A 20226-nucleotide genomic window follows, 5' to 3' on the forward strand; every position below is an offset into this window, starting at 1 on the left:
CCGTCTTGTCTCGGGCTTGACGGGAAGGCGGCGGAGGCCGCCGCCCCTCACTCGATCTCGACCAGCACCTCGCCCGGCGTCACGCGGTCCCCCTTGGCTACATGGACCGCCTTCACCGTGCCCTTGATACGCGACTGCACCTCGGTCTCCATCTTCATCGCCTCGGTGATCAGCACCGCCTGGCCAGCCTCGACGCTGTCGCCCTCGGCCACCAGCACGTCGACGATATTGCCCGGCATCGAGGTGGTGACATGCCCCGGCGCGCTGGCCTTGGCACGCCCGGCGCCCTTGCCCTCCTGCACGAACTCGTTCTTGGCCTCGAACACTACCTCTTCGGGCATGCCGTCCAGGGTCAGGTAGACGCGGCGCTTGCTGCCGCTGCCACTACCCACGCCGGTGATCTGCACCTCGTAGGATTCGCCGTGGACGTCGATGACGAACTCGGTCGGCACCCCCTCGGAAACCGGACGCTCGCCGCCACCGCTGCTGCTCGGCGCGGGAATCGCCTCCGGCACCAGCGTGCCATCGCGCCGGCCCTTGAGGAAATCACGCCCCAGGTCCGGGAACATGGCGAAGGTGAGGACATCCTCCTCACGCTCGGCCAGTTCACCGATCTCCTTCTCCAGACGCGCCATTTCCGGCTGCAGCTGATCGGCGGGCCGCCCCTCGTCGACCGGCTCACTGCCGATCGCCTTGCGTCGCACCTCTTCGTCGACCGCAGCCGGCGGCTGACCGTAGCCCCCCAGCAGGTAGCGCTTCACTTCATTGGTGATCGACTTGTAGCGCTCGCCGGTGAGCACGTTCATCGCCGCCTGGGTGCCAACGATCTGCGAGGTCGGGGTGACCAGCGGCGGATAGCCGAGATCAGCCCGCACCCGCGGGATCTCGTCGAACACATCCATGATGCGACCGAGCGCGTTCTGCTCCTTCATCTGATTGGCCAGGTTGGACATCATCCCGCCGGGCACCTGCCAGATCTGCACGCTGACGTCCTCACGGGTGTACTCGCTCTCGAAGGCCGCATACTTCTTGCGCACCTCGCGGAAATAGTCGCCGACCTCCTTGAGCGCCACCAGGTCGAGGCCGGTGTCATAGGGCGTGCCTTGAAAGGCAGCGACCATCGCCTCGGTGGAGGGGTGGCTGGTGCCATTGGCGAAGGCCGAGTTACAGGTGTCGATATGCCGACAGCCCGCCTCCACCGCCTTCAACTGGCACAGCGAGGCGAGACCCGCCGTGGCGTGGGCGTGCAAGTGCACCGGCACGTCCACCGTCTCGACCAGCCCGGCCACCAGCTCGCTGGTGGCGTAAGGGGTTAACAGCCCAGCCATGTCCTTGATCGCGATCGAGTCGGCGCCCATGTCGACCAGGCGCTGGGCCTGCTCCAGATAACTCTCCAGGGTATGCACCGGACTCACGGTGTAGCAGATCGTGCCCTGGGCATGCTTGCCGCTCGCCTTGACCGCCTTCATCGCGGTCTCCAGATTGCGCAGGTCGTTGAGCGCATCGAATACCCGGAAGATGTCGACGCCGTTGTCGGCGGCGCGGGCAACGAAGCGCTCGACCACGTCATCGGCATAGTGGCGGTACCGAGCAGGTTCTGGCCCCGTAGCAGCATCTGCAGCGGGGTGTCGGGCAGCGCCTCGCGCAGTGCGGTCAGGCGCTCCCAGGGGTCCTCTTTGAGGAAGCGTACGCAGGCGTCGAAGGTCGCCCCGCCCCACACCTCCAGCGCGTGAAAACCGATGGCATCGAGCTTGGCACAGATCGGCAGCATGTCCTCGGTGCGCATGCGCGTGGCGATCAGCGACTGGTGGCCGTCGCGGAGCACGACATCACTGATCTTGACCGGCGTCGTCTTGGCGTTGTTCATCGTCTCTCTCCTCATGACTGTCGGCACGGCGCCTCAAAGGCCGGCATGCGCGGCGATCGCAGCGGCGATCGCCAGCGCGACCTCTTCCGGGTTGCGTTTGACGGAGTAGTTGAGCAGCTCCGGGTGCGCCGGCACGAAACCGGTATCGAAGTGGCCGGCGCGGAAATCGGGATGGCGCAGGATCTCCTGATAGTAGGGGGTGGTCGTCTTGACCCCCTGCAGGCGCATGTCGTTGAGCGCGCGGATGCCGCGATTCAGCGTTTCTTCCCAGGTCATGCCCCAGACGATCAGCTTGAGGCACATCGAGTCGAAATAGGGCGGAATGGTATAGCCGGTATAGATCGCGGTGTCGGTACGCACCCCCGGCCCGCCCGGCGCGTAGTAGCGGGTGATGCGACCGAAACTGGGCAGGAAGTCGTTCTTGGGGTCCTCGGCGTTGATCCGGAACTGGATCGCATAGCCATGGTGGACGACATCCGCCTGACGGAAGGCAAGGCGCTCCCCCGCCGCCACCCGCAGCTGCTCGCGCACGATATCGATCCCGGTGATCGCCTCGGTGATGGTGTGCTCGACCTGGACCCGGGTATTCATCTCCATGAAGTAGACCTCGTTGTCCTTGACGAGGAACTCCACGGTGCCGGCATTCTCGTAGCCCACTGCCTCGGCCGCGCGCACCGCCATCTTGCCCACGTAACTGCGCAGCTCCGGGGTGAGCTGGGGGCTGGGCGCGATCTCGATCAGCTTCTGGTTGCGGCGCTGGATCGAGCAGTCACGCTCGAACAGATGGATCACGTTGCCGTGGGCGTCGGCGAGAATCTGCACTTCGATATGGTGCGGATCGACGACGCACTTCTCCATGAACACTTCGGCGCTGCCGAAGGCCTTGGTTGCCTCCGAGATCACCCGCTCCCACGCCTGCTTGAGCTGGTTCTCGTCGTCACAGCGGCGAATGCCGCGACCGCCGCCGCCGGAGGTCGCCTTGAGCATCACCGGGTAACCGATCTCGGCGGCTACCTCCAGCGCCGCGTCACGATCCGGCAGATTGCCCGCCGACCCCGGGGTCACCGGCACCCCTGCCTCGCGCATCGCCGCACGCGCGGCGGTCTTGTCGCCCATACGCGCGATGACCTCGGCGCTGGGGCCGACGAAGGTGATCCCCGCCCGGGTGCAGATACGCGCGAAGTCGGCGCTTTCGGACAGGAAGCCGTAACCGGGATGGATCGCGTCGCAGCCGGTCTCGCGGGCCAGGTTGACCAGCCGATGGGCGTCGAGATAGCCCGCCAGCGGCTCCTCGCCAACGAAGTGCGCCTCGTCCGCCCCCTTGACGTGGAGCGAGAAGCGATCCGGCTCGGTGTAGATCGCCACCGAACGGATGCCCATCTCGGCGCAGGCTCGTACAATACGCACGGCGATCTCGCCGCGGTTGGCAATTAGCAGCTTCTTGAACACCGTCTGCCCTCCGAGTTGTGCGTCGTTATTATCGGCTTCTTGATCGGCTTTCTACGCTAGCCACCCGTGAGCCAATAGAAAAATTGATATTTCTTTGCCGACCTATAAGCTAGACCTTATACCTGACCGCGAGGACGTCCATCATGTCGCGCCCCAACCTGCTCAATCGCCTGACATTCCGGCAGCTCCAGGTATTTCAGGCCGTCCATCGGCAGCAGTCCTATTCGCGGGCCGCCGAGCAGCTGGGCCTGACACAGCCCGCGGTGAGCGCGCAAATCCGTCAGCTCGAGCAGGCGCTGGGCCAGCCGCTGTTCAAATACGCTGGCAAGACGCTGCACGTACTGCCGGCAGCAGACGCACTCTCAGCCTCGGTACAGTCGATCTTCGGGCAGGTGTCGAGCCTGCAGATGGAGCTTTCAGAGCTGGCGGGGACGATTCGCGGTGAGCTCAATCTGGCGGCAGTCTCCACCGCGCAGTATGTCGTACCGCATATCCTGGCGCGCTTTCGCGCGCGCTACCCGGAGGTGCAGGTACGGCTGCGCGTGTGCAATCGGGTGCAGGCGTTGGAGCGGCTCGCCGAGCGGCGCGACGATCTGGTGATCATGGGAATGGTGCCGGACGACCCGAACCTGGTATTCATGCCGATCCTGGATAACGAACTGATCCCGGTGGTATGGCCGGGACATCCGCTGGTGACCGCCGAGCGGCCGACGCTGGAAGATTTCGCGCGCCACTATATCCTGATGCGCGAACCCGGCTCGGGAGCGCGCACGGCATTCGAGGATTTCGCCGCTCGCGAGCGCATCTCGCTGCAACATACCATCGAGCTGGGGACCAACGAGGCAATCAAGCAGGGGGTGATGGCGCACCTCGGAGTGGCGGTGCTGCCGCGCCTGGCGGTACAGCTCGAGCTGGCCTCGAATCTGCTCGCCAGCCCCACCCTGCCGGGCTTTCCGCTACGCCGCTCGTGGTGCACCGTCTATCCCAAGGATCGCTACCCGACGCCGGTGACGGAGCTGTTCCTGCGTTTCGTGCGCGAACTGCTGCCGGAACTCAATGCCCACTTCCGCGCCCCGATGACCCCGATCGACACCCCGACCCTGGTGTGCCTGCCCAGCGCCGACGCCTGAACGGGCCCAAACACGCCCTGCCCCGGCGAGACTCAGGTGTCGCCGCGGGCCGTCTGCACGCGCAGCACGTGCAGTGACACCAGCTCTTCCGCCAGCGCCGCCATCAGGCGCAAGCGATCCATGTCGCCTTCGTCGAAGGCCCGCGGCAGCGTACCGATCAGGCACAGCGTACCGATGCACGCCCCGGACTCGACGAACAGCGGATAGCCGGCATAGAAGCGGATGAACGGCGAGCCGAGCACCAACGGGTTGTCGGCGAAGCGCGCATCCTTCAAAGCGTTGTGGATCACCAGCGGCACGCCATCGGCCACCACGTGCCCACAGAAGGAGATACGCCGCGGCGTCTCGCACACGCTCAGGCCCTGACGCGACTTGAACCACTGCCGATCCTCGTCGACCAGGGTGATCATCGACATTGGTACGTCGAAGATGCGTGTGGCCAGTTCGGTCAAACGATCAAAGCCTTCGTCAGCCTGGGTGTCCAGCAGCTCGAGATTGTGCAGCGCGGAGAGGCGCGCCTGCTCGTTATCGGGAGATGAGGGAGCAATCATGTCAGGACCTCTGCGAACGCGGCGGCACGCCGCCGAAAGGCGCGGCGCCGGTTCCAGCGGCCGCGTCCCGGTTGTCTTGCGGCCCACGCCTGAATGGGCGTGGAGACCGGCGCGCTGCGTGAGCGCGCCGGTCTCAGCGCAAACTTACTTCACTTCGACGCCGTGGGCCTGCTTGTCGGCGTGATAGGAGGAGCGCACCAGCGGCCCCGAAGCGACATGCGTGAACCCCATCGCCCGGCCCTGCTCGGCGAACCAGTCGAAGGTGCTCGGATGCACCCAGCGATCCACCGGCAGGTGGTTGCGCGACGGCTGCATGTACTGCCCCAGGGTGAGCATGTCGACATCGTGAGCGCGCAGATCGCGCATGACCTCGATCACCTGCTCGTCGGTCTCACCGACACCGAGCATCAGGCCGGACTTGGTCATCACCTCCGGGCGGCGCGCCTTGTAGCCCTTGAGCAGATCCAGTGACCACTGATAGTCGGCGCCGGGGCGAACCTTGCGGTAGAGCGACGGCACCGTCTCCAGGTTGTGGTTGAAGACGTCCGGCGCCTCTCCTTCGAGAATATCCAGCGCCACCTGCATGCGCCCGCGGAAATCGGGCACCAGCACCTCGATCTCGATCTCGGGGCTGTCACGGCGAATCTCGCGGATGCAGTCGGCGAAGTGCTGGGCACCGCCGTCGCGCAGGTCGTCACGATCGACCGAGGTCACCACCACATAGTTGAGGCCCATCTCGGCGATCGCCTCGGCCAGTTCGCGCGGCTCCTTGTCGTTGAGCGCATTGGGGCGCCCGTGGGCGACGTCGCAGAACGGACAGCGACGGGTGCAGATGTCGCCCATGATCATGAAGGTCGCGGTGCCACCGCTGAAGCACTCGCCCAGGTTGGGGCAGGAGGCCTCCTCGCACACCGTATGCAGGCCGTGCTTGCGCAGCGTCTGCTTGATATGGGTGACCTGGGGCGAGACCGGCATGCGCACGCGCAGCCAGTCGGGCTTCTTGGGCAGCGTCTCGGTCGGGATGACCTTGACGGGGATGCGCGCGACCTTCTCCGCGCCGCGCAGCTTGACGCCGCGTTCGACACGCCCTGGTTTTTTCGACTCGGGCGTTTGCATGACGGTGGTCTCGGTCATAAGTCCCATCCTGATGATTCATTGAGTTCGGGCGACGTCTTGCGCGCCCCGGCGATGCCGCTCAGGCCATCGTGTCCGATATCAGCGCTGCCGGCTGATCTGCGCGCTCGATCAGGCTGGCGCCCAGTCGCGTGGCGAAGCAGCCGGCGAGCCGGGTGGCTTCGGCGTCGAGGTCCGGCGTCGCCATACCGAGATCGCGCAGCTGGGTCATCTCGAGCCCGGCATAACCGCACGGATTGATACGCGAGAACGGGGTCAGATCCATATCGACGTTGAGTGCGACACCGTGAAAGCTGCAGCCACGCCGAATGCGCAGCCCCAGCGAGGCGATCTTGCGCGCACCGACATAGACGCCGGGCGCATCGGCTCGTGCCTGGGCGTCGATGCCGTGAACGGCGAGCAGGTCGATCACCGCCTGCTCCAGCAAGCTCACCAGCTCGCGCACGCCGACACCCAGCCGGCGCACGTCGAGCAGCGGATAGAGCACGATCTGCCCCGGGCCGTGGTAGGTGACCTGGCCACCGCGATCACTGGCCACCACCGGGATATCCCCCGGCAGCAGCAGATGTTCCGGCTTGCCCGCCCGCCCCTGGGTGAAGACCGGGTCATGCTGCACCAGCCACAGCTGATCGGCACTCGCGCCGTCGCGGGTGTCGGTAAAGCGGGACATTGCCTCCCATACCGGGCAATAGGGAGCGCGGCCCAGGCGGTAGAGCTCCAGCTCGGCCATGGCGGTCACAGCACCATATGCACGCGACCGGTCGCCTTGAGCTCTTCGAACAGCGCGTTGAGCTGCGCCTCGCTGGTCGCCCGGATCACCGCCCGCGCGGACTGGAAGCGGCCGTTGCGGCTATCCGAGAGCGTGACCGCCGAACTATTGAAGCCCGGCGAGTGGCGCGCGATCACCTCGCTGATGGCAGTGACGAAATCCTCGGCCGCGTCACCGACGACGCGAATGGGATAGTCACACGGGAATTCGATCTTGGGTCGCGGCAGATCGACGTTATCGGGGGTCTGGGTCATCGAATTACGAACCGGCTACGATTTTCCCCCATTCTACGCAAGAACGCCGCATGCACCAACACGCCCGCCGCGGCCGCCGGGTCGAGCCGGCGTGCCGCGGCGGGCGTCAGGTGACGAGGATCAGTTGAACAGGCCGGTGACGAACAGCACGATGCTGTCCCACACGCGCTTGAAGATACTGCCCTCTTTGACGCCTTCCAGCGCCACCAGCGGCTCCTGACCCAGCACCTCGTCGCCGGACTTGATCTCCAGGGTACCGATCTGCTGGCCCGCCTGGATCGGCGCATGCAGCGTCTCGGGGATATTGAGACGTGCAGTCAGGTTGTCGGCGCTGCCCCGCGGCACAGTCATGCTCACTTCGTGCTGCACACCCAGACGCACCGTGTCCTGCGCACCACCCCAGACGCGCGCCTGGTTGAGCACCGAGCCGGCGTCGTAGAGCTTGCGCGTCTGGTAGAAACGGAAGCCGTAGTTGAGCAGTCGCTGGGTCTCGGCCGCACGCGCCTCGTCCGACTGGGTCCCCATCACCACCGCGATCAGGCGCGTGTCCTGCTTCTTGGCCGAGGCCACCAGGCAGAAGCCGGCCGCCTCGGTGTGACCGGTCTTGAGGCCGTCGACGTCAGGGTCGCGCCACAGCAGGCGGTTACGGTTGGGCTGACGAATGTCGTTGTAGGTGAAGTACTTCTGCGAGTAGACCTTGTAGTGGTCGGGGTAGTCTTCAATGATGTGGCGAGCCAGGATCGCGAGATCGTGGGCCGAGGAGTAGTGCTGCTCGTGCGGCAGGCCAGTGGGGTTCATGAAGTGCGAGTTCTGCATCCCCATGCGCTGGGCCTGCTGATTCATCAGATCGGCGAACGCCGACTCGCTGCCGGCGATGTACTCGGAGAGCGCGACACTGGCGTCGTTGCCGGACTGGATCACGACGCCGTGGAGCAGATCCTTGACGCTGACCTGGGTGCCCTCGCGGATGAACATGCGCGACCCACCGGTGCGCCAGGCGTTCTCGCTGACACTGACCATGTCATCGTCGTGGATGTTACCGCGCTCGATCTCCTGCTCGACGATATAGGCAGTCATCATCTTGGTCAGACTGGCCGGCGGCAGGCGCTGATCGCCGTTGTGATTGACCAGCAGCTGGCCGGTGGCGGCATCCATCAGCACCCAGGACGAGGCAGCCAGCTCCGGCGGCGAGGGAATCATCTGCTCGGGCTGCGGGTTGCTGCCCTCGGGCATCTGACTGTCCGGGGTGGGTTGCTGCTGTGCGCCGGCCGGGGACGTGAGCAGCCCCAGGCACAGCGACGCCGAGAGGACCCAGCGGGGAAGAGACGAAGTGAACAGCGCTTTCATGACAATCGAATTCTCGTTGAACGAAGGTTACTGGGTGGGCGACACCACGAACGTCTGACCGAAGCCGGCGTCACTCAAGGTTGCCCGAACGGTTTCCAGGGATGCCAGGTCATCGATCGGGCCGACCTGAACGCGATAGAGAGAGGTACTATTGTCGATGCGCACCGGCTGCGACAGCAAGCTTTGCAGCCTCGACTGAAGCGCTTGGGCCTTATCCCGCGAGCCCAGCGCGCAGCGACCTGTAGATAGCGTATGCCGCGCGTCACATGCGACACATCAGGCCGCGTCACCGGGCCGGGCGCGGCGCTGGCGGCGTTGGTGTCGGCATCGTCGGCACCGACGTGATCAGGGGAAGCCGCACGGCCGGCGGTGTTCATCAGCGCATCGATGCGCGCGGCGTCATTGCGCCGGGGCGCCGCCGGCGAGGTCTGCGCGGCGCCCGCTACCCGCGGGGATGCGCCCGGCGCGGCGGCGACCCGGCCGCCCGAGCGACCGCCACCATGGTTTTTCGCCCAGGCCACCGGGTCGATCGCCTCGACCCGCACCCGCCCGGTGCCGTGACCGAGAATGTCCAACCGCGCCGCCGCCGCGTAGGAGAGATCGATCAGACGATCATCGTGGAAAGGCCCACGGTCGTTGATGCGCACGATCACCTGGCGCCCGTTGTCCAGATTGGTCACCCGGGCATAGGTCGGCAGCGGCAGCGAGCGGTGCGCCGCCGACATCTTGTACATGTCGTAGGGCTCGCCGCTGGCCGTATCGTAACCCTGGAACTTGGTGCCGTAGAAAGAGGCTCGCCCCTCGGCGACATAGCCGCTGGGGTCGCTGAGCACATGGTAGGTCTTGCCCCATACGCGGTAGGTCGGCCGGTTGCCGCTGCGCGAGCGCGGCTCCACCTTGGGCACCGCGTCCGGCACTTTAGAAACGTCCTGCGGGGCGTCGGGATAGCCGTCCTGACTCGCCGCGTAGCGCCCGCCCCCGCCAGGGCCGCCGGCACAGCCGCTGACCAGCAGCGCGACGGCCAACGTCAGCCACAGTCGTCTCACGTCTCCGTCGCCTCCAGCGCGAGCTGGATACGCTGCGCCAGAGTGGCCACTGCCATGGCGTAGAGATGGCTGTGGTTGTAGCGCGTGATGACGTAAAAGTTGTCGAGCCCGAGCACGTAGCGCACGTGCCCGTCGGCGTAATCCAGCGCCAGCGGCATCACCTTGTCACCAGGTGCGAGTGAGCCCGCGGTGGGCCGAATGCCCGCCGCCGCCAGCTCGGACACCCGAGTCGACGGCGGTTCGGTCTGATTGAACGCAAACTGAGCCGGCGGCGTCGCCGGCCCACTGGCTTCGACCAGCACCGCCTGGCCGCGGCGCCAGCCGTGTTCGCTGAAATAGTTGCCGATACTGCCAATGGCATCGGTGGGGTCGTTCCACAGATCCCTGAGCCCATCGCCATCGAAATCGACCGCATAGGCCTGATAGCTGGTGGGGATGAACTGCGGATAGCCCATGGCGCCGGCATAGGAGCCGTAGCGCGAGGCGGGATCGACGCCCTGCCCCAGGGTGATGGTCAGAAACGCCATCAGCTCACGGCGAAAGAAGTCGCCACGGGTCGGATGATGAAAGGCCAGCGTGGAGAGCGAATCGAGCACCCGATGGCTGCCCTTGTGCGCGCCATAGCGGGTCTCGACGCCGAGAATCGCCACGATCACTTCCGGCGGCACGCCATACTCGCGCTGGGCACGATCCAGCGCCTCGCGGTGCTGCTGGAGAAACGCCACTCCCTGGGCCACACGATCGGGCTGGATGAAGATATCGCGGTACTGATCCCAGCGCAGCCGGCGCTCGGCGGCGTGATTCATCGCCTCGAGCACCTGCGGCCGGTAGCTAGCAGCACGCATGGCGTCGTCGAGCTGCTGCGACGACAGCCCTTGCGCGCTCAAAGTATCGAGCATGGCGCGCACTTCGGGGTGCGTCGCCGGGTCGAAGTCAGTCTCTGCCAGTGCCGTCCCGGCACTCGAAAGACCCCCTACCAGGACCACCACCAGAGCCAGTGCCCGGGTCAGACTTCCCTGTTTCCAACGCAGCGCCATGCGCCAGTGCTCCCTGCTGCAGCCCGCCGCGACGCTCAATGCTTGAGCAGGCGGCGGCGATGCGTGTGAATCGACATGAGAATACCGAAACCGGCCATCAAGGTCACGCTGGAGGTCCCGCCATAGCTGACCAGCGGCAGCGGCACCCCGACCACCGGTAGGATACCGCTGACCATGCCGATATTGACGAAGACGTAGATGAAGAAGGTCAGCACGATACTCCCGGCGAGCAGACGGCCGTAAGTATCCTGGGCCTGATTGGCCATCACCAGCCCGCGCGACACCAATAGCAGATAGAGCACCAGAATGGTTGCCATGCCGATCAGCCCGAACTCCTCGCCCAACACGGCGACGATGAAGTCGGTATGGCGTTCGGGCAAGAACTCCAACTGCGACTGGGTCCCCAGCCCCCAGCCCTTGCCCTCGAGACCGCCGCTACCGATGGCGGTCTTCGACTGGATGATGTTCCAGCCGGCGCCCAGCGGGTCGCTCTCGGGGTTGAGAAAGGTCAGCACCCGCTGGCGCTGATAGTTGTGCATGTTGAGCCACAAAAGCGGCATCGCCGCCCCCGCCATCACCGCCAGGCTCAGGATGAAGCGCCACGACAGCCCCGCCAGCAGGATCACGAACACCGCGGCGGCGGTCACCAGCATCGAGGTGCCCAGATCAGGCTGGCGCGCGATCAGCAGCACCGGCACCGCGATGATCACCCCGCACACCAGCAGGTCACGCCAGGAGGGCGGCAACGGCCGGCGATGCAAATAGGCTGCCAGCATCATCGGCATGGCGATCTTCATCAACTCCGAGGGCTGGAAGCGCAGCGGACCGATCTCCAGCCAACGCTGCGCCCCCATGCCGATATCGCCCATGATCTCCACCGCGATCAGCATCAGCAGGCCGCCGCCATAGGCCAGCGGAGTCCAGCGGTAGAGCGTCGCCGGCGAGAACTGAGCGATCACCACCGCGCCGACCAGCGCCACCCCCATGCGGATCGCCTGGGCCAGGGTGGTCTGCGCCGACATGCCACTGGCACTGTAGAGCACCACCAGGCCGAAGGCGATCAGCAGCAGCAGAATCGACAGCAACCAGGGGTCGAGGTGGAGTCGCAGCCACAGCGAGCGCTTGCGCCCGACCCGTGCGCCGTGCGTCGGCGCAGTGCGTTGAAAATCAATCGCCATCGAGACTTTCGACCTCTTCAGGGACGGTGGCACCAGGCTGGTCGTGCAGCTCGCTCTGGGGCAGCAGCCAGGCATCGGTGAGCTCGCGGCCGAGCCCCGACACCCCGCCGCCGGCGTTCTCGACGATCACCGCCACCGCGATCTGCGGATCCTCCACCGGCGCGAAGCCGATGAACAGCGCGTGGTCGCGCAGTCGCTCGGCCAGCTCGCTGGCGTTGTACTTCTGGTTCTGCCCCAGCGAAAAGACCTGCGCGGTACCGGTCTTGCCCGCCATGGTGTATTCGAGTCCGGCGCCGGCCTTGCGCGCAGTGCCTTCGCGGCCGCTCATGACCTCTTCCATACCCTCGTAGACGTCGTTCCACCACTGCGTCTTGTCGACCTGCACATCCGGCTTGGTGTCGGGAAACGGCGGCTTCACCGGCTGGTCACCGATGCGCTCGGCCAGGTGCGGGCGCACCCAGTGGCCGTGATTGGCCAGCGTCGCGGTCGCTGCCGCCAACTGCAGAGGCGTGGCCATGAAATAGCCCTGACCGATGCCCGCGGAGAGGGTCTCCCCCGGAAACCAGGGCTGGTTGTACTTCTCGCGCTTCCACTCCCGCGACGGCATCAGCCCCGGCAGCGCCCCCTGCACATCCAGTGAGCTGACCTCGCCAAAGCCGAATTCGTGCATGAACGACGACAGCCGGTCGATGCCCAGGCGGTAGGCCATGGTATAGAAATAAGTGTTGTTGGAGACCTCGATCGCCCGCCGCAGATCGACCCGCCCGTGCCCCCAGCGCAGCCAGTTGTGGTAGCGCCGGGTATCGTTGGGCAGCTGGAAGTAGCCGGGGTCGTAGACAATGTCGTTGGCATCGACGACCCGATTCTGCAGCGCCGCTAACGCCTCGAACGGCTTGACCGTGGAGCCCGGCGGGTACTGGCCGCGGGCGGCGCGATTGTAGAGCGGCAGGTCGATATCGTCCTGCAGCGCGCGGTAGTCGGCGTAGGAGATACCGGTGACGAACTTGTTGATGTCGAACCCCGGCGCCGAGACCATCGCCAGGATATCTCCGGTCTTGGGCTGGATGGCGACGATGGCGCCGCGGCGGCCGCCGAGCAGATCGTAGGCCAGGTGCTGCAGGCGGCTATCGATGGTCAGGGTGAGGTCCTTGCCCGGCACCGGCGGCTCGCGGTCGAGTTCGCGCAGGACGCGCCCGCGGGCGTTGGTCTCGACCTTGCGCAGCCCCGCCTTGCCGTGGAGCTGATCCTCGTAGGTGTACTCGACACCGGTCTTGCCGATGAAGTGGGTACCGGCATAGTTGCCCGGATCGAGCTCGGAGAGCTCATCGGCGTTGATCCGCCCGACGTAGCCGAGCACGTGCGACATCACGATCGGATCGGGATAGTAGCGCATTAGCTGCGCCTCGACCTCGACCCGCTGAGCAGGTAGCGATTGACCGCCAGGCGGGCAATCTGGTCCTCGGTCAGGTCGCTCATCAATAGTGCCGGCTGGTAGGGCCGCTGACGCTGCAGCGAGCGCTCACGGAAGGTCTCGACCTCGTCCTTGGGCAGACCGAGGATCTGCACCAACCGCTTGAGCGTAGCGTCGAGATCATCGACCCGCTCGCGCACGATGGTGAGATTGTAAGTGGGACGATTCTCCGCCAGCAGCTGACCATTGCGGTCGTAGATCAGGCCGCGCGCGGCGGCAGCGGCTCGACCCGCATGCGGTTGTTGTCGGAGGGTGATGAAGACATCGTGCTCGACCACCTGCAGATAGAACAGGCGCGACACCAGGGCGCCGGCCATCAGCACGATCAGTACGGCGGCGACCAGAGAGCGGTTGCGGAAGACGCGCACTTCCTGCTCGTGATCCTTGACTCGCTCGCGGCGCTTACGCATGACGGCGCCGGATCAGGGCGGGATTCGGCCCGCGGGGGGCACAGCGTTGCGGGGCGTCGAATAACGGCAAGCGACAGACTTCGATCAACGGTGATACGGGTGCCCGGCGAGTAATGTCCAGGCACGATAGAGCTGCTCGGCCAGCAGCACCCGCACCAGCGGGTGCGGCAACGTCAGCGCCGAGAGCGACCACGACTGATGCGCGCGGGCGCTGAGGCGCGGGTCGAGCCCGTCGGGGCCGCCGATCAGCAGCGCCACATCCTGCCCGCCCTGGCGCCAGTCATCGAGCCGCTGCGACAGCTGCTCGGTGGTCCACGCCGAGCCTTTGACCTCGAGTGAGACCACATGTTCCTGATCGCGCAATTTTTCCAGCATGCGATCGCCTTCGCTATGTATCGCGCGGGCGATGTCGGCATTCTTGCCACGCGCACCAGGGGCGATCTCGACGATCTCCAGCGGCATCTCACGCGGCAGCCGCTTGCGGTACTCCTCGACGCCCGCCTCGACCCAGGCCGGCATCCGCGTGCCCACCGCCAGCAGCCGCACCTTCATCCGCGCGACTCGTGCCGCTCGCCGTGGCTGGTGCCCTGCTGACGATCGACCGGCAGGTCGGCCCACAGCCGTTCGAGATCGTAGAGCTGGCGGGTTTCCGGCATCATCACATGGGCGACGACGTCACCCAGATCGACCAGCACCCATCGCCGCCCTGCTGCCCTTCGCACCCAGGGGACGCAGGCCGGCCTCCTTGGCCTTCTCGACCACGTTGCCGGCCAGGGCCGAGACGTGACGCGAGGAGGTGCCGCTGGCCACCACCATGACGTCGGTCACACTGGTCAACGCGGCGACGTCGAGCTCGACCAAGTCACGCGCCTTCAACTCTTCCAGCGCCTCGACGACTAATGATTTGAGAGAATCTGTCTGCATAGCTCCTCGTTTGGGAATCGCTGCCCCGAATTCAGGGAAACGCGCATTCTACTCCGATGAGACGCCGGCGCCACTCTTCAACTCTCATGAGAACCACGGGCCTCTCTCATGAGAACCATAGGCCCCTCTCGTTAGAACCACGGATCACCTCTCATGAGAACCACGGGCCCCTCTCGTTGGAGCCACGGATCATCCCTCGTCAGCGCCGCGGGTCGCCTCCCGGTAGAGCCCCTGGGCCGCGATATAACGCTCGGTCGCCTCGGCCAGCAGGTAGCGCACGCTTTGCCCGCGCTGCAGCCGACGCCGTACCTCGGTGGCGGCGATCGCCATGCGGCTAGGCAAACTGAGCCGCAGCACCCCACCGGCCGGTGCCACCATCAGCGCCTCGACGGTGGCGACTTCGCGTCCAGCGATCAATGCTGACAGCTCGGGCGCCAGCGGTGCGGCGTGGTCGGGACGGTCGAGCACTACCACATGCGCCAGCGACAGCAGGCGCTGGTACTGATGCCACTGTGGCAGGCCGAGGAAGGCGTCGTGCCCCACAGCCATCACCAGACGCGCCTGCTCGCCGTACTCGGCACGCAGCGAGGCCAGGGTATCCACCGAGAAGGAGTGACCGCTGCGCCGTATCTCGCGATCGTCCGCCAGCAGCCCCGGGGTGTCGCCGATACCCGCGGCGAGCATCGCCAGGCGATCGCCAGCGGCGATGCCGGGCGCGACGCGATGGGGTGGCACATGCACCGGAATCATGTGCACTCGGTCCAGCACCAGCGCCTCGCGTAACTCGACCGCACTGCGCAGATGCCCCAGGTGCACCGGATCGAAGGTGCCCCCGAGCATGGCGATGCGCGGCGCCCGACCACTCATATCCACACCACCGACATCACTGACGGACATGACCATCGCCGAACACTACATACTTGCGGGTGGTCAACCCCTCCAGCCCCACCGGGCCGCGGGCGTGCAGTTTGTTGGTGGAGATGCCGATCTCGGCGCCCAGGCCATACTCGAAGCCGTCGGCAAAGCGGGTCGAAGCATTGACCAGGACCGAACTCGAGTCGACCTCGGCGAGAAAGCGTCGCGCCAGGGTCACGCTCTCGGTGACGATGGCATCGGTGTGCTGCGAGCCGTGGCGATTGATATGAGCCACCGCGTGCTCGAAATCCTCGACCACGCGGATGGCGATGATCGGCGCCAGGTACTCGGCATCCCAGTCCGTCTCGTCGGCGGCCACGGCGTCGGCGATCCACTCCCGGGTCAGCGCACAGCCGCGCATCTCCACGCCCTTGTCGCGGTAGATCGCGGCCAGTCGCGGCAGTACCCGCGGCGCCGCTTCGACGTGGACCAGCAGTGTCTCCATGGCGTTGCACGGGGAGTAGCGCTGGGTCTTGGCGTTATCGGCAATCGCCACCGCCTTGTCACTGTCGGCGGCGGCATCGATGTAGACATGACAGACACCGTCGAGATGCTTGATCACCGGCACCGTCGCCTCTTCGGCGATACGCGCGATCAGCGACTTGCCACCACGCGGGATGATCACGTCGACGCTGGCGGTGAGACGGATCAGCTCGCCCACCGCGGCGCGATCGGTGGTCTCCACTACCTGCACCGCGTCTTCGCTCACGCCGGCATCGCGCAGGCCGTCACGAATGCAGGCAGCGATCGCGGCGTTGCTGGCGGCAGCCTCGGAGCCACCGCGCAAAATGCAGGCATTACCGGACTTCAGGCACAGGCTGGCCGCTCGTCACGTTGGGACGCGATTCGTAGATGATCCCGACCACCCCGAGCGGCACCCGCATCTGCCCCACCTGGATACCGCTGGGCTGGTAGCGCAATCCCTCGATCTCGCCCACGGGGTCAGGCAGCGCCGCGACCTGACGGGCACCTGCGAGCATCGCGTCGATGCGCGCCGGCGTCAGTGCCAGACGGTCGAGCAGCGGTTCACTGAGCCCGCGCGCGCGGCCGCGCTCGAGATCGGCGGCGTTGGCGCTGGCAAGCGCCGGGCGGGCAGCATCGAGCCGCGCCACGATGGCCGCCAGTGCGGCATTCTTGCGCCCGCTGTCGAGCGCACGCAGCGCGGTGCTGGCAGCGCGGGCGCGCTCCCCGAGGCGTTGCATATAAAGCGGGATGTCGTCGACGCTATCGGTCGCGGAGTGTGACATGACGTGTATCTCTTCAAGGATGCCGGGCAGCGACGGCTTCAGGCACGAACGCCCCAGCGTGCCGCGTCCAGCGGTGCCTGGCGGTGCTCCGGCCCGCAAACCGCGCTGGCAAGAGTTTGTCTCGAATCGTGATTCACAGTGTACGGTCAGTGACAGCCCGTGCGATAGTTGCAGCAGGGAATCCGGCTGGGCTCGAGCGCTTAGCCCAAGACGCACCGCGGCCCCCGCTGGGCGACGGCCGCGTGCGATATCGCCTCGGCAAATGCCCTGGCGCACGCGCCATGCCGCCTGTCGTCTGCACAGAGACCAGACGGCGTTTTGAACCACGCAGAACCATCGGCCCAATATAAGCCACCATGCCAAGCCAGTACAAAAGCCCGGGGACAACAGCGCTGACTCTCGCCTGCTTGGTAGCTGCCGCCGCCACAGGGACTTTCACCGAGGGGAGCGTGCGGCTGATCGCCTGGGGCGGTGCCGTGGCACTGCTCGCCACACTCGCCTACGCTGCGCGCAGCACCTGCTGGATCGCCCCGACCGCCGCCGTGCTCGCCGTGGCGCTACTCGCCACCGGTCACCCGGCGACCCTGCCCTGGATCTGGCTGTTGCCATTATGCCTGCAGTCGCTGAAAGGACGCGCAGGCCTGGCACTCAACCTGGTCGCCTTCATTCTCGGTGTGACTTTCATCGCCCGGCACTTTTCGCTCCCGGCCACGCTGCTGGCCGCAACATCGCTGGTCATCGTCTGGCTACTGGCAAAGGAGCAGCGCCTGCGGACCCGGCCGCTGCTCAATCGTCAGGGCGCCCAGTGGCTGCTGCCACCATCGATGCTAGACGCCGACGCGCGTCACGAGCAGCGTCGTGGAGCGCGAATCGCTCTACCGGCGAAGTCGTGATCTTCGGCTGCGCTCACTCTACGCCCAGCGACATGCACGAACTCAGTCGCCTGCTGTATGACCAGCTGGCGCTCTACGAGCGCGCCTACCGGCTCAACGACTACGGTATCGCCGTGCTGCTGGTGGCCAACGACGACAAGCTGGCGAACAGCGCCGCCACCAGCTCCAGCATGCCATTGCCCCCCATCGCATCGTGTCGCACACGCCGCTGTCACAGCTCGGTGATCGCTTCGCGCGCTACCGCACCAAACGCCACAGTCACCGTCGCGAGACTCAGCCATGGGCATGAGTCGCTACAAGCTCGCCGCCCAGCTGCTGGCGCTGGCGATGTTCACCGGACTGGCGCTGTGGCACTACCTGATGCGCCACTACGATCTGATCCTGCCACCGGCGCTACTCGCCTGCGGGCTACTGGTGTCACTGCCACTGCAGTGGCTGGGGCGGCTGCGCCCGGCGCTGGCCGACTACCTGATGCTGGTCGGCGCGCTGACCCTGTTTGCCATCGAAGCGCCCGGCTGCATCAACGGCATGCTGTGGCTGGGACTACCGGCGGTAGTCAGCCTGCTGGTACTGTCACTGCCCCTGGCGGTCATGCTCAACATCGCCCTGGTGCCGGCCTGGACCCTGCTGCTGGGAGGCACGCATGTCTCGCTGTTGACCCTCAGCATGGGCTGGTGGCTGGCACTCAGCGCCGCCCTGGTCTTGAGCCGCCTAGACGCCCGCCGTCGCCGGCGCTGCGCCTGCCACAGTGGCGCCGCGACCCCAAGTTGCCGCGTCAGGCACTGCAGCGCAGTTTGGCGATCGAGGTCGCACGCGCACACGCACTCGGCCGCCCGCTCAGCGTACTGGTGCTCTATGTGCCCCAGCTCGACCAGGCCGATGACCAGTTCGGGACCGACCTGCGCGAGGCGCTCTCTCATGCCTTCAGTCACGCAGTGGCCAATGACAGCCGCCATAGTGACTTGCTGGGTGAGTACCGTAAGAGTGTCTTCTGCCTGATACTGCCCAATGCCGGCGAGAGCGGCGCCCTGGCCGCCGGCCGTCGACTGGCCGCCACCGTGGCCACCATATCGCGCCCGGAGACCGGTCCACTGGAAAGCTTCAGCCGCGTCTGCATGCTCCAGCCCGGCGAAGCCACGGCGCACTTCCTGACCCGGCTCGACAACGCCGCCACCAAACTGCTGGAACCGCTCGCTTGAACTTCACCCACTGGCTCTACTCGCTCTCTCCGTCTCCCACCCTGCTGCTGCTGATCATCGCCGGCGTGGCGCTGCTCGAATCGCTGGCGGTGGTGGGGATCGTCGTGCCCGGCGTGGTTCTGCTGGGCGCCGCCGCCAGTCTCGCCGGACACGCCGACATGTCGATCACGCTGGTGCTGATCGCGGGTACACTAGGCGCCTTTGCCGGTGACAACCTGAGCTTTTGGCTGGGCCGCTCGCAGCGCGAGCGCATTCCCGGCTGGTGGCCGCTCGACCGCCACCCGGAGTGGCTCGAAGGCGGCATCGATTTCTTCCAGCGGCACGGGACGATGTCGGTGGTGATCGGCCGCTTCGTCGGCCCGGTACGACCGTTCGTACCACTCGTGGCGGGCATGCTGTCGATGCCCAGCCGGCGCTTCGCGCTGGTCAACGCACTCTCGGCGTGCGTCTGGGCGCCGGTCTATCTGCTGCCGGGCTACTGGCTGGGGCGTTCCTGGAGCGAGCTGATGAAGCTGCCGCCGGGGGCCGAGCACTGGCTGCTGGTGCTGTCGCTCTCGCTGCTGGCCCTGGGGGTGCTGTTTTCCTGGTTCCGCTACCAGTTGAGCGGCCAGGGCCGCCTGCACCAATGGCTCGAGGGCTACCAGCAGCGCCACCCGGCCTGCGCACGCCTGTGGTGCGCACTGCGCTCGCCACCCCCGGCCAACGAGTTCCCGCTGGCCTCGCTCTCGCTGTTGCTGACCAGCCTGATCGCACTGATCGGCTGGACCACCTGGGTGCTGATCCACGACGGCCCGCTGCCGATGGATCGTCAGATTCACGCGCTGGCGGCGATGCTTCAGCATCAGTGGCTGCTCGGCACCAGCGAGACGCTGGCCAAGATCGGTGACGCCCTGGGCATCACGCTACTGATGGCGCCATGGCTGCTATGGCTGGCCTGGGCACGGCGTTTCGCCGCACTGCTGCTCCTGGCCGGCGCGCTGGTCGCGGTGGCGGTGGCCAACACCCTGTTCAAGGCCCTGGCCGGGCGAGCCAGGCCGGACACCCCGGACTATCTCACCGGATCGATGTCCTACCCCAGTGCCCATACTTCCACCAGCGTGGTGGTGGTGGGGCTGACCGCCGCCTTCGCTGCTCAGGTCATGCCACTGCGTTACCGCGCCTACGCCTATTGGGCCGGTATCCTGGTGTGCACGCCCATGGCGCTGTCGCGGCTGGTGATCGGCGTGCACTGGGCCAGCGACCTGATCGGGGGCGCCCTGCTCGGGCTGATCGTATGTGCGCTGACCCGCATCAGCTACCAGCGCTGGCAGCGTCCGGATCTGTCCATGCCGCCCTGGCCATGGCTAGCATTGGTGTCGCTGGTACTGGAGACCGCGCGCGTACTGCTGTTCGCGCCGGTATAGGG

At 66.3% G+C, this 20226-nt stretch carries 15 protein-coding genes and 5 pseudogenes; 4 read left to right on the top strand and 16 right to left on the bottom strand.

Annotated features, from left to right (window positions below; translation table 11 throughout):
* Window positions 1-47: 47 nt before the first annotated feature.
* Together oadA and CN538_RS18255 are read right to left on the bottom strand one after the other, a co-directional pair.
* Window positions 48-1867 (bottom strand): annotated as a pseudogene (gene oadA / locus CN538_RS18250) (sodium-extruding oxaloacetate decarboxylase subunit alpha).
* Between the two features lie 33 nt (window positions 1868-1900).
* Window positions 1901-3316 carry an acetyl-CoA carboxylase biotin carboxylase subunit gene (locus tag CN538_RS18255; protein ID WP_106420345.1) on the bottom strand — a complete coding sequence of 472 codons (1416 nt, stop codon included), beginning with the start codon at window positions 3314-3316 and terminating at the stop codon, window positions 1901-1903.
* Window positions 3317-3459: 143 nt separating this feature from the next.
* On the opposite strand from CN538_RS18255, the gene CN538_RS18260 reads away from it, so the two are divergent.
* Complete coding sequence (locus tag CN538_RS18260; protein WP_106420346.1) at window positions 3460-4446, top strand: LysR family transcriptional regulator; 987 nt, start codon at window positions 3460-3462, stop codon at window positions 4444-4446.
* A 32-nt stretch (window positions 4447-4478) separates the two neighbouring features.
* Here the strand turns inward: CN538_RS18260 and CN538_RS18265 are convergent, their stop codons facing one another.
* From CN538_RS18265 to CN538_RS18325, 14 genes and pseudogenes are all read right to left on the bottom strand, one after another.
* Window positions 4479-4997 (bottom strand): GAF domain-containing protein, encoded by a 519-nt coding sequence (locus CN538_RS18265; RefSeq protein ID WP_106420347.1) that lies wholly within the window; start codon window positions 4995-4997, stop codon window positions 4479-4481.
* Between the two features lie 144 nt (window positions 4998-5141).
* Window positions 5142-6131 carry a lipoyl synthase gene (lipA, locus tag CN538_RS18270; protein WP_198651809.1) on the bottom strand — a complete coding sequence of 330 codons (990 nt, stop codon included), beginning with the start codon at window positions 6129-6131 and terminating at the stop codon, window positions 5142-5144.
* Between the two features lie 61 nt (window positions 6132-6192).
* Window positions 6193-6861: a lipoyl(octanoyl) transferase LipB gene (lipB, locus tag CN538_RS18275; RefSeq protein WP_106420707.1), complete on the bottom strand. Its 669-nt coding sequence runs from the start codon at window positions 6859-6861 to the stop codon at window positions 6193-6195.
* 5 nt (window positions 6862-6866) lie between these two features.
* Window positions 6867-7154 carry an HP0495 family protein gene (locus CN538_RS18280; protein ID WP_106420348.1) on the bottom strand — a complete coding sequence of 96 codons (288 nt, stop codon included), beginning with the start codon at window positions 7152-7154 and terminating at the stop codon, window positions 6867-6869.
* A gap of 120 nt (window positions 7155-7274) precedes the next feature.
* The gene (locus CN538_RS18285; protein ID WP_106420349.1) at window positions 7275-8501 is read right to left on the bottom strand and encodes a D-alanyl-D-alanine carboxypeptidase family protein; all 1227 of its coding nucleotides are present in this window, start codon (window positions 8499-8501) and stop codon (window positions 7275-7277) included.
* Between the two features lie 27 nt (window positions 8502-8528).
* Window positions 8529-8681: an SPOR domain-containing protein gene (locus CN538_RS23620; protein WP_242495367.1), complete on the bottom strand. Its 153-nt coding sequence runs from the start codon at window positions 8679-8681 to the stop codon at window positions 8529-8531.
* A 404-nt stretch (window positions 8682-9085) separates the two neighbouring features.
* Window positions 9086-9547 (bottom strand): annotated as a pseudogene (locus tag CN538_RS23625) (septal ring lytic transglycosylase RlpA family protein); the annotation flags it as partial.
* The gene (gene mltB, locus CN538_RS18295; protein ID WP_106420350.1) at window positions 9544-10584 is read right to left on the bottom strand and encodes a lytic murein transglycosylase B; all 1041 of its coding nucleotides are present in this window, start codon (window positions 10582-10584) and stop codon (window positions 9544-9546) included. The gene mltB and the pseudogene CN538_RS23625, both read right to left, overlap by 4 nt.
* A gap of 35 nt (window positions 10585-10619) precedes the next feature.
* Window positions 10620-11762, bottom strand: coding sequence for a rod shape-determining protein RodA (rodA, locus tag CN538_RS18300; RefSeq protein WP_106420351.1), 1143 nt, complete (start codon window positions 11760-11762; stop codon window positions 10620-10622).
* Window positions 11752-13643: pseudogene (gene mrdA, locus CN538_RS18305) on the bottom strand (penicillin-binding protein 2). Before mrdA ends, rodA begins: the two are co-directional and overlap by 11 nt.
* A gap of 84 nt (window positions 13644-13727) precedes the next feature.
* The gene (rlmH, locus tag CN538_RS18310) at window positions 13728-14195 is read right to left on the bottom strand and encodes a 23S rRNA (pseudouridine(1915)-N(3))-methyltransferase RlmH (RefSeq protein ID WP_106420352.1); all 468 of its coding nucleotides are present in this window, start codon (window positions 14193-14195) and stop codon (window positions 13728-13730) included.
* Window positions 14192-14567: pseudogene (gene rsfS / locus CN538_RS18315) on the bottom strand (ribosome silencing factor). Before rsfS ends, rlmH begins: the two are co-directional and overlap by 4 nt.
* 189 nt (window positions 14568-14756) lie before the next feature.
* Window positions 14757-15464: a nicotinate-nucleotide adenylyltransferase gene (nadD, locus tag CN538_RS18320; RefSeq protein ID WP_242495369.1), complete on the bottom strand. Its 708-nt coding sequence runs from the start codon at window positions 15462-15464 to the stop codon at window positions 14757-14759.
* Window positions 15451-16729, bottom strand: a pseudogene (locus tag CN538_RS18325) (glutamate-5-semialdehyde dehydrogenase). Before CN538_RS18325 ends, nadD begins: the two are co-directional and overlap by 14 nt.
* 449 nt (window positions 16730-17178) lie before the next feature.
* Between CN538_RS18325 and CN538_RS20515 the strand changes: the two are divergent.
* The 3 genes from CN538_RS20515 to CN538_RS18335 all read left to right on the top strand — a co-directional run bounded on the left by CN538_RS20515 (window position 17179) and on the right by CN538_RS18335 (window position 20224).
* A complete protein-coding gene (locus CN538_RS20515) occupies window positions 17179-17622 on the top strand; it encodes a hypothetical protein (RefSeq protein WP_164999657.1) in 444 nt (147 codons plus the stop codon).
* Between the two features lie 170 nt (window positions 17623-17792).
* Window positions 17793-18821 (top strand): diguanylate cyclase domain-containing protein, encoded by a 1029-nt coding sequence (locus CN538_RS23630; protein WP_242495819.1) that lies wholly within the window; start codon window positions 17793-17795, stop codon window positions 18819-18821.
* Window positions 18818-20224 (top strand): bifunctional DedA family/phosphatase PAP2 family protein, encoded by a 1407-nt coding sequence (locus tag CN538_RS18335; protein ID WP_106420354.1) that lies wholly within the window; start codon window positions 18818-18820, stop codon window positions 20222-20224. Before CN538_RS23630 ends, CN538_RS18335 begins: the two co-directional genes overlap by 4 nt.
* Window positions 20225-20226 lie beyond the last annotated feature (2 nt).

The organism is Salinicola tamaricis, from assembly GCF_003006155.1.
Lineage (GTDB): Bacteria > Pseudomonadota > Gammaproteobacteria > Pseudomonadales > Halomonadaceae > Salinicola > Salinicola tamaricis.

Coding starts and splice junctions, on each gene's coding strand:
- lipA (WP_198651809.1), bottom strand. CDS start 6,131: ATGACCGAGACCACCGTCATGCAAACGCCCGAGTCGAAAAAACCAGGG.
- CN538_RS18260 (WP_106420346.1), top strand. CDS start 3,460: ATGTCGCGCCCCAACCTGCTCAATCGCCTGACATTCCGGCAGCTCCAG.
- nadD (WP_242495369.1), bottom strand. CDS start 15,464: ATGTCCGTCAGTGATGTCGGTGGTGTGGATATGAGTGGTCGGGCGCCG.
- CN538_RS18285 (WP_106420349.1), bottom strand. CDS start 8,501: ATGAAAGCGCTGTTCACTTCGTCTCTTCCCCGCTGGGTCCTCTCGGCG.
- CN538_RS18280 (WP_106420348.1), bottom strand. CDS start 7,154: ATGACCCAGACCCCCGATAACGTCGATCTGCCGCGACCCAAGATCGAA.
- lipB (WP_106420707.1), bottom strand. CDS start 6,861: ATGGCCGAGCTGGAGCTCTACCGCCTGGGCCGCGCTCCCTATTGCCCG.
- mltB (WP_106420350.1), bottom strand. CDS start 10,584: ATGGCGCTGCGTTGGAAACAGGGAAGTCTGACCCGGGCACTGGCTCTG.
- CN538_RS18265 (WP_106420347.1), bottom strand. CDS start 4,997: ATGATTGCTCCCTCATCTCCCGATAACGAGCAGGCGCGCCTCTCCGCG.
- rodA (WP_106420351.1), bottom strand. CDS start 11,762: ATGGCGATTGATTTTCAACGCACTGCGCCGACGCACGGCGCACGGGTC.
- rlmH (WP_106420352.1), bottom strand. CDS start 14,195: ATGAAGGTGCGGCTGCTGGCGGTGGGCACGCGGATGCCGGCCTGGGTC.
- CN538_RS23630 (WP_242495819.1), top strand. CDS start 17,793: ATGCCATTGCCCCCCATCGCATCGTGTCGCACACGCCGCTGTCACAGC.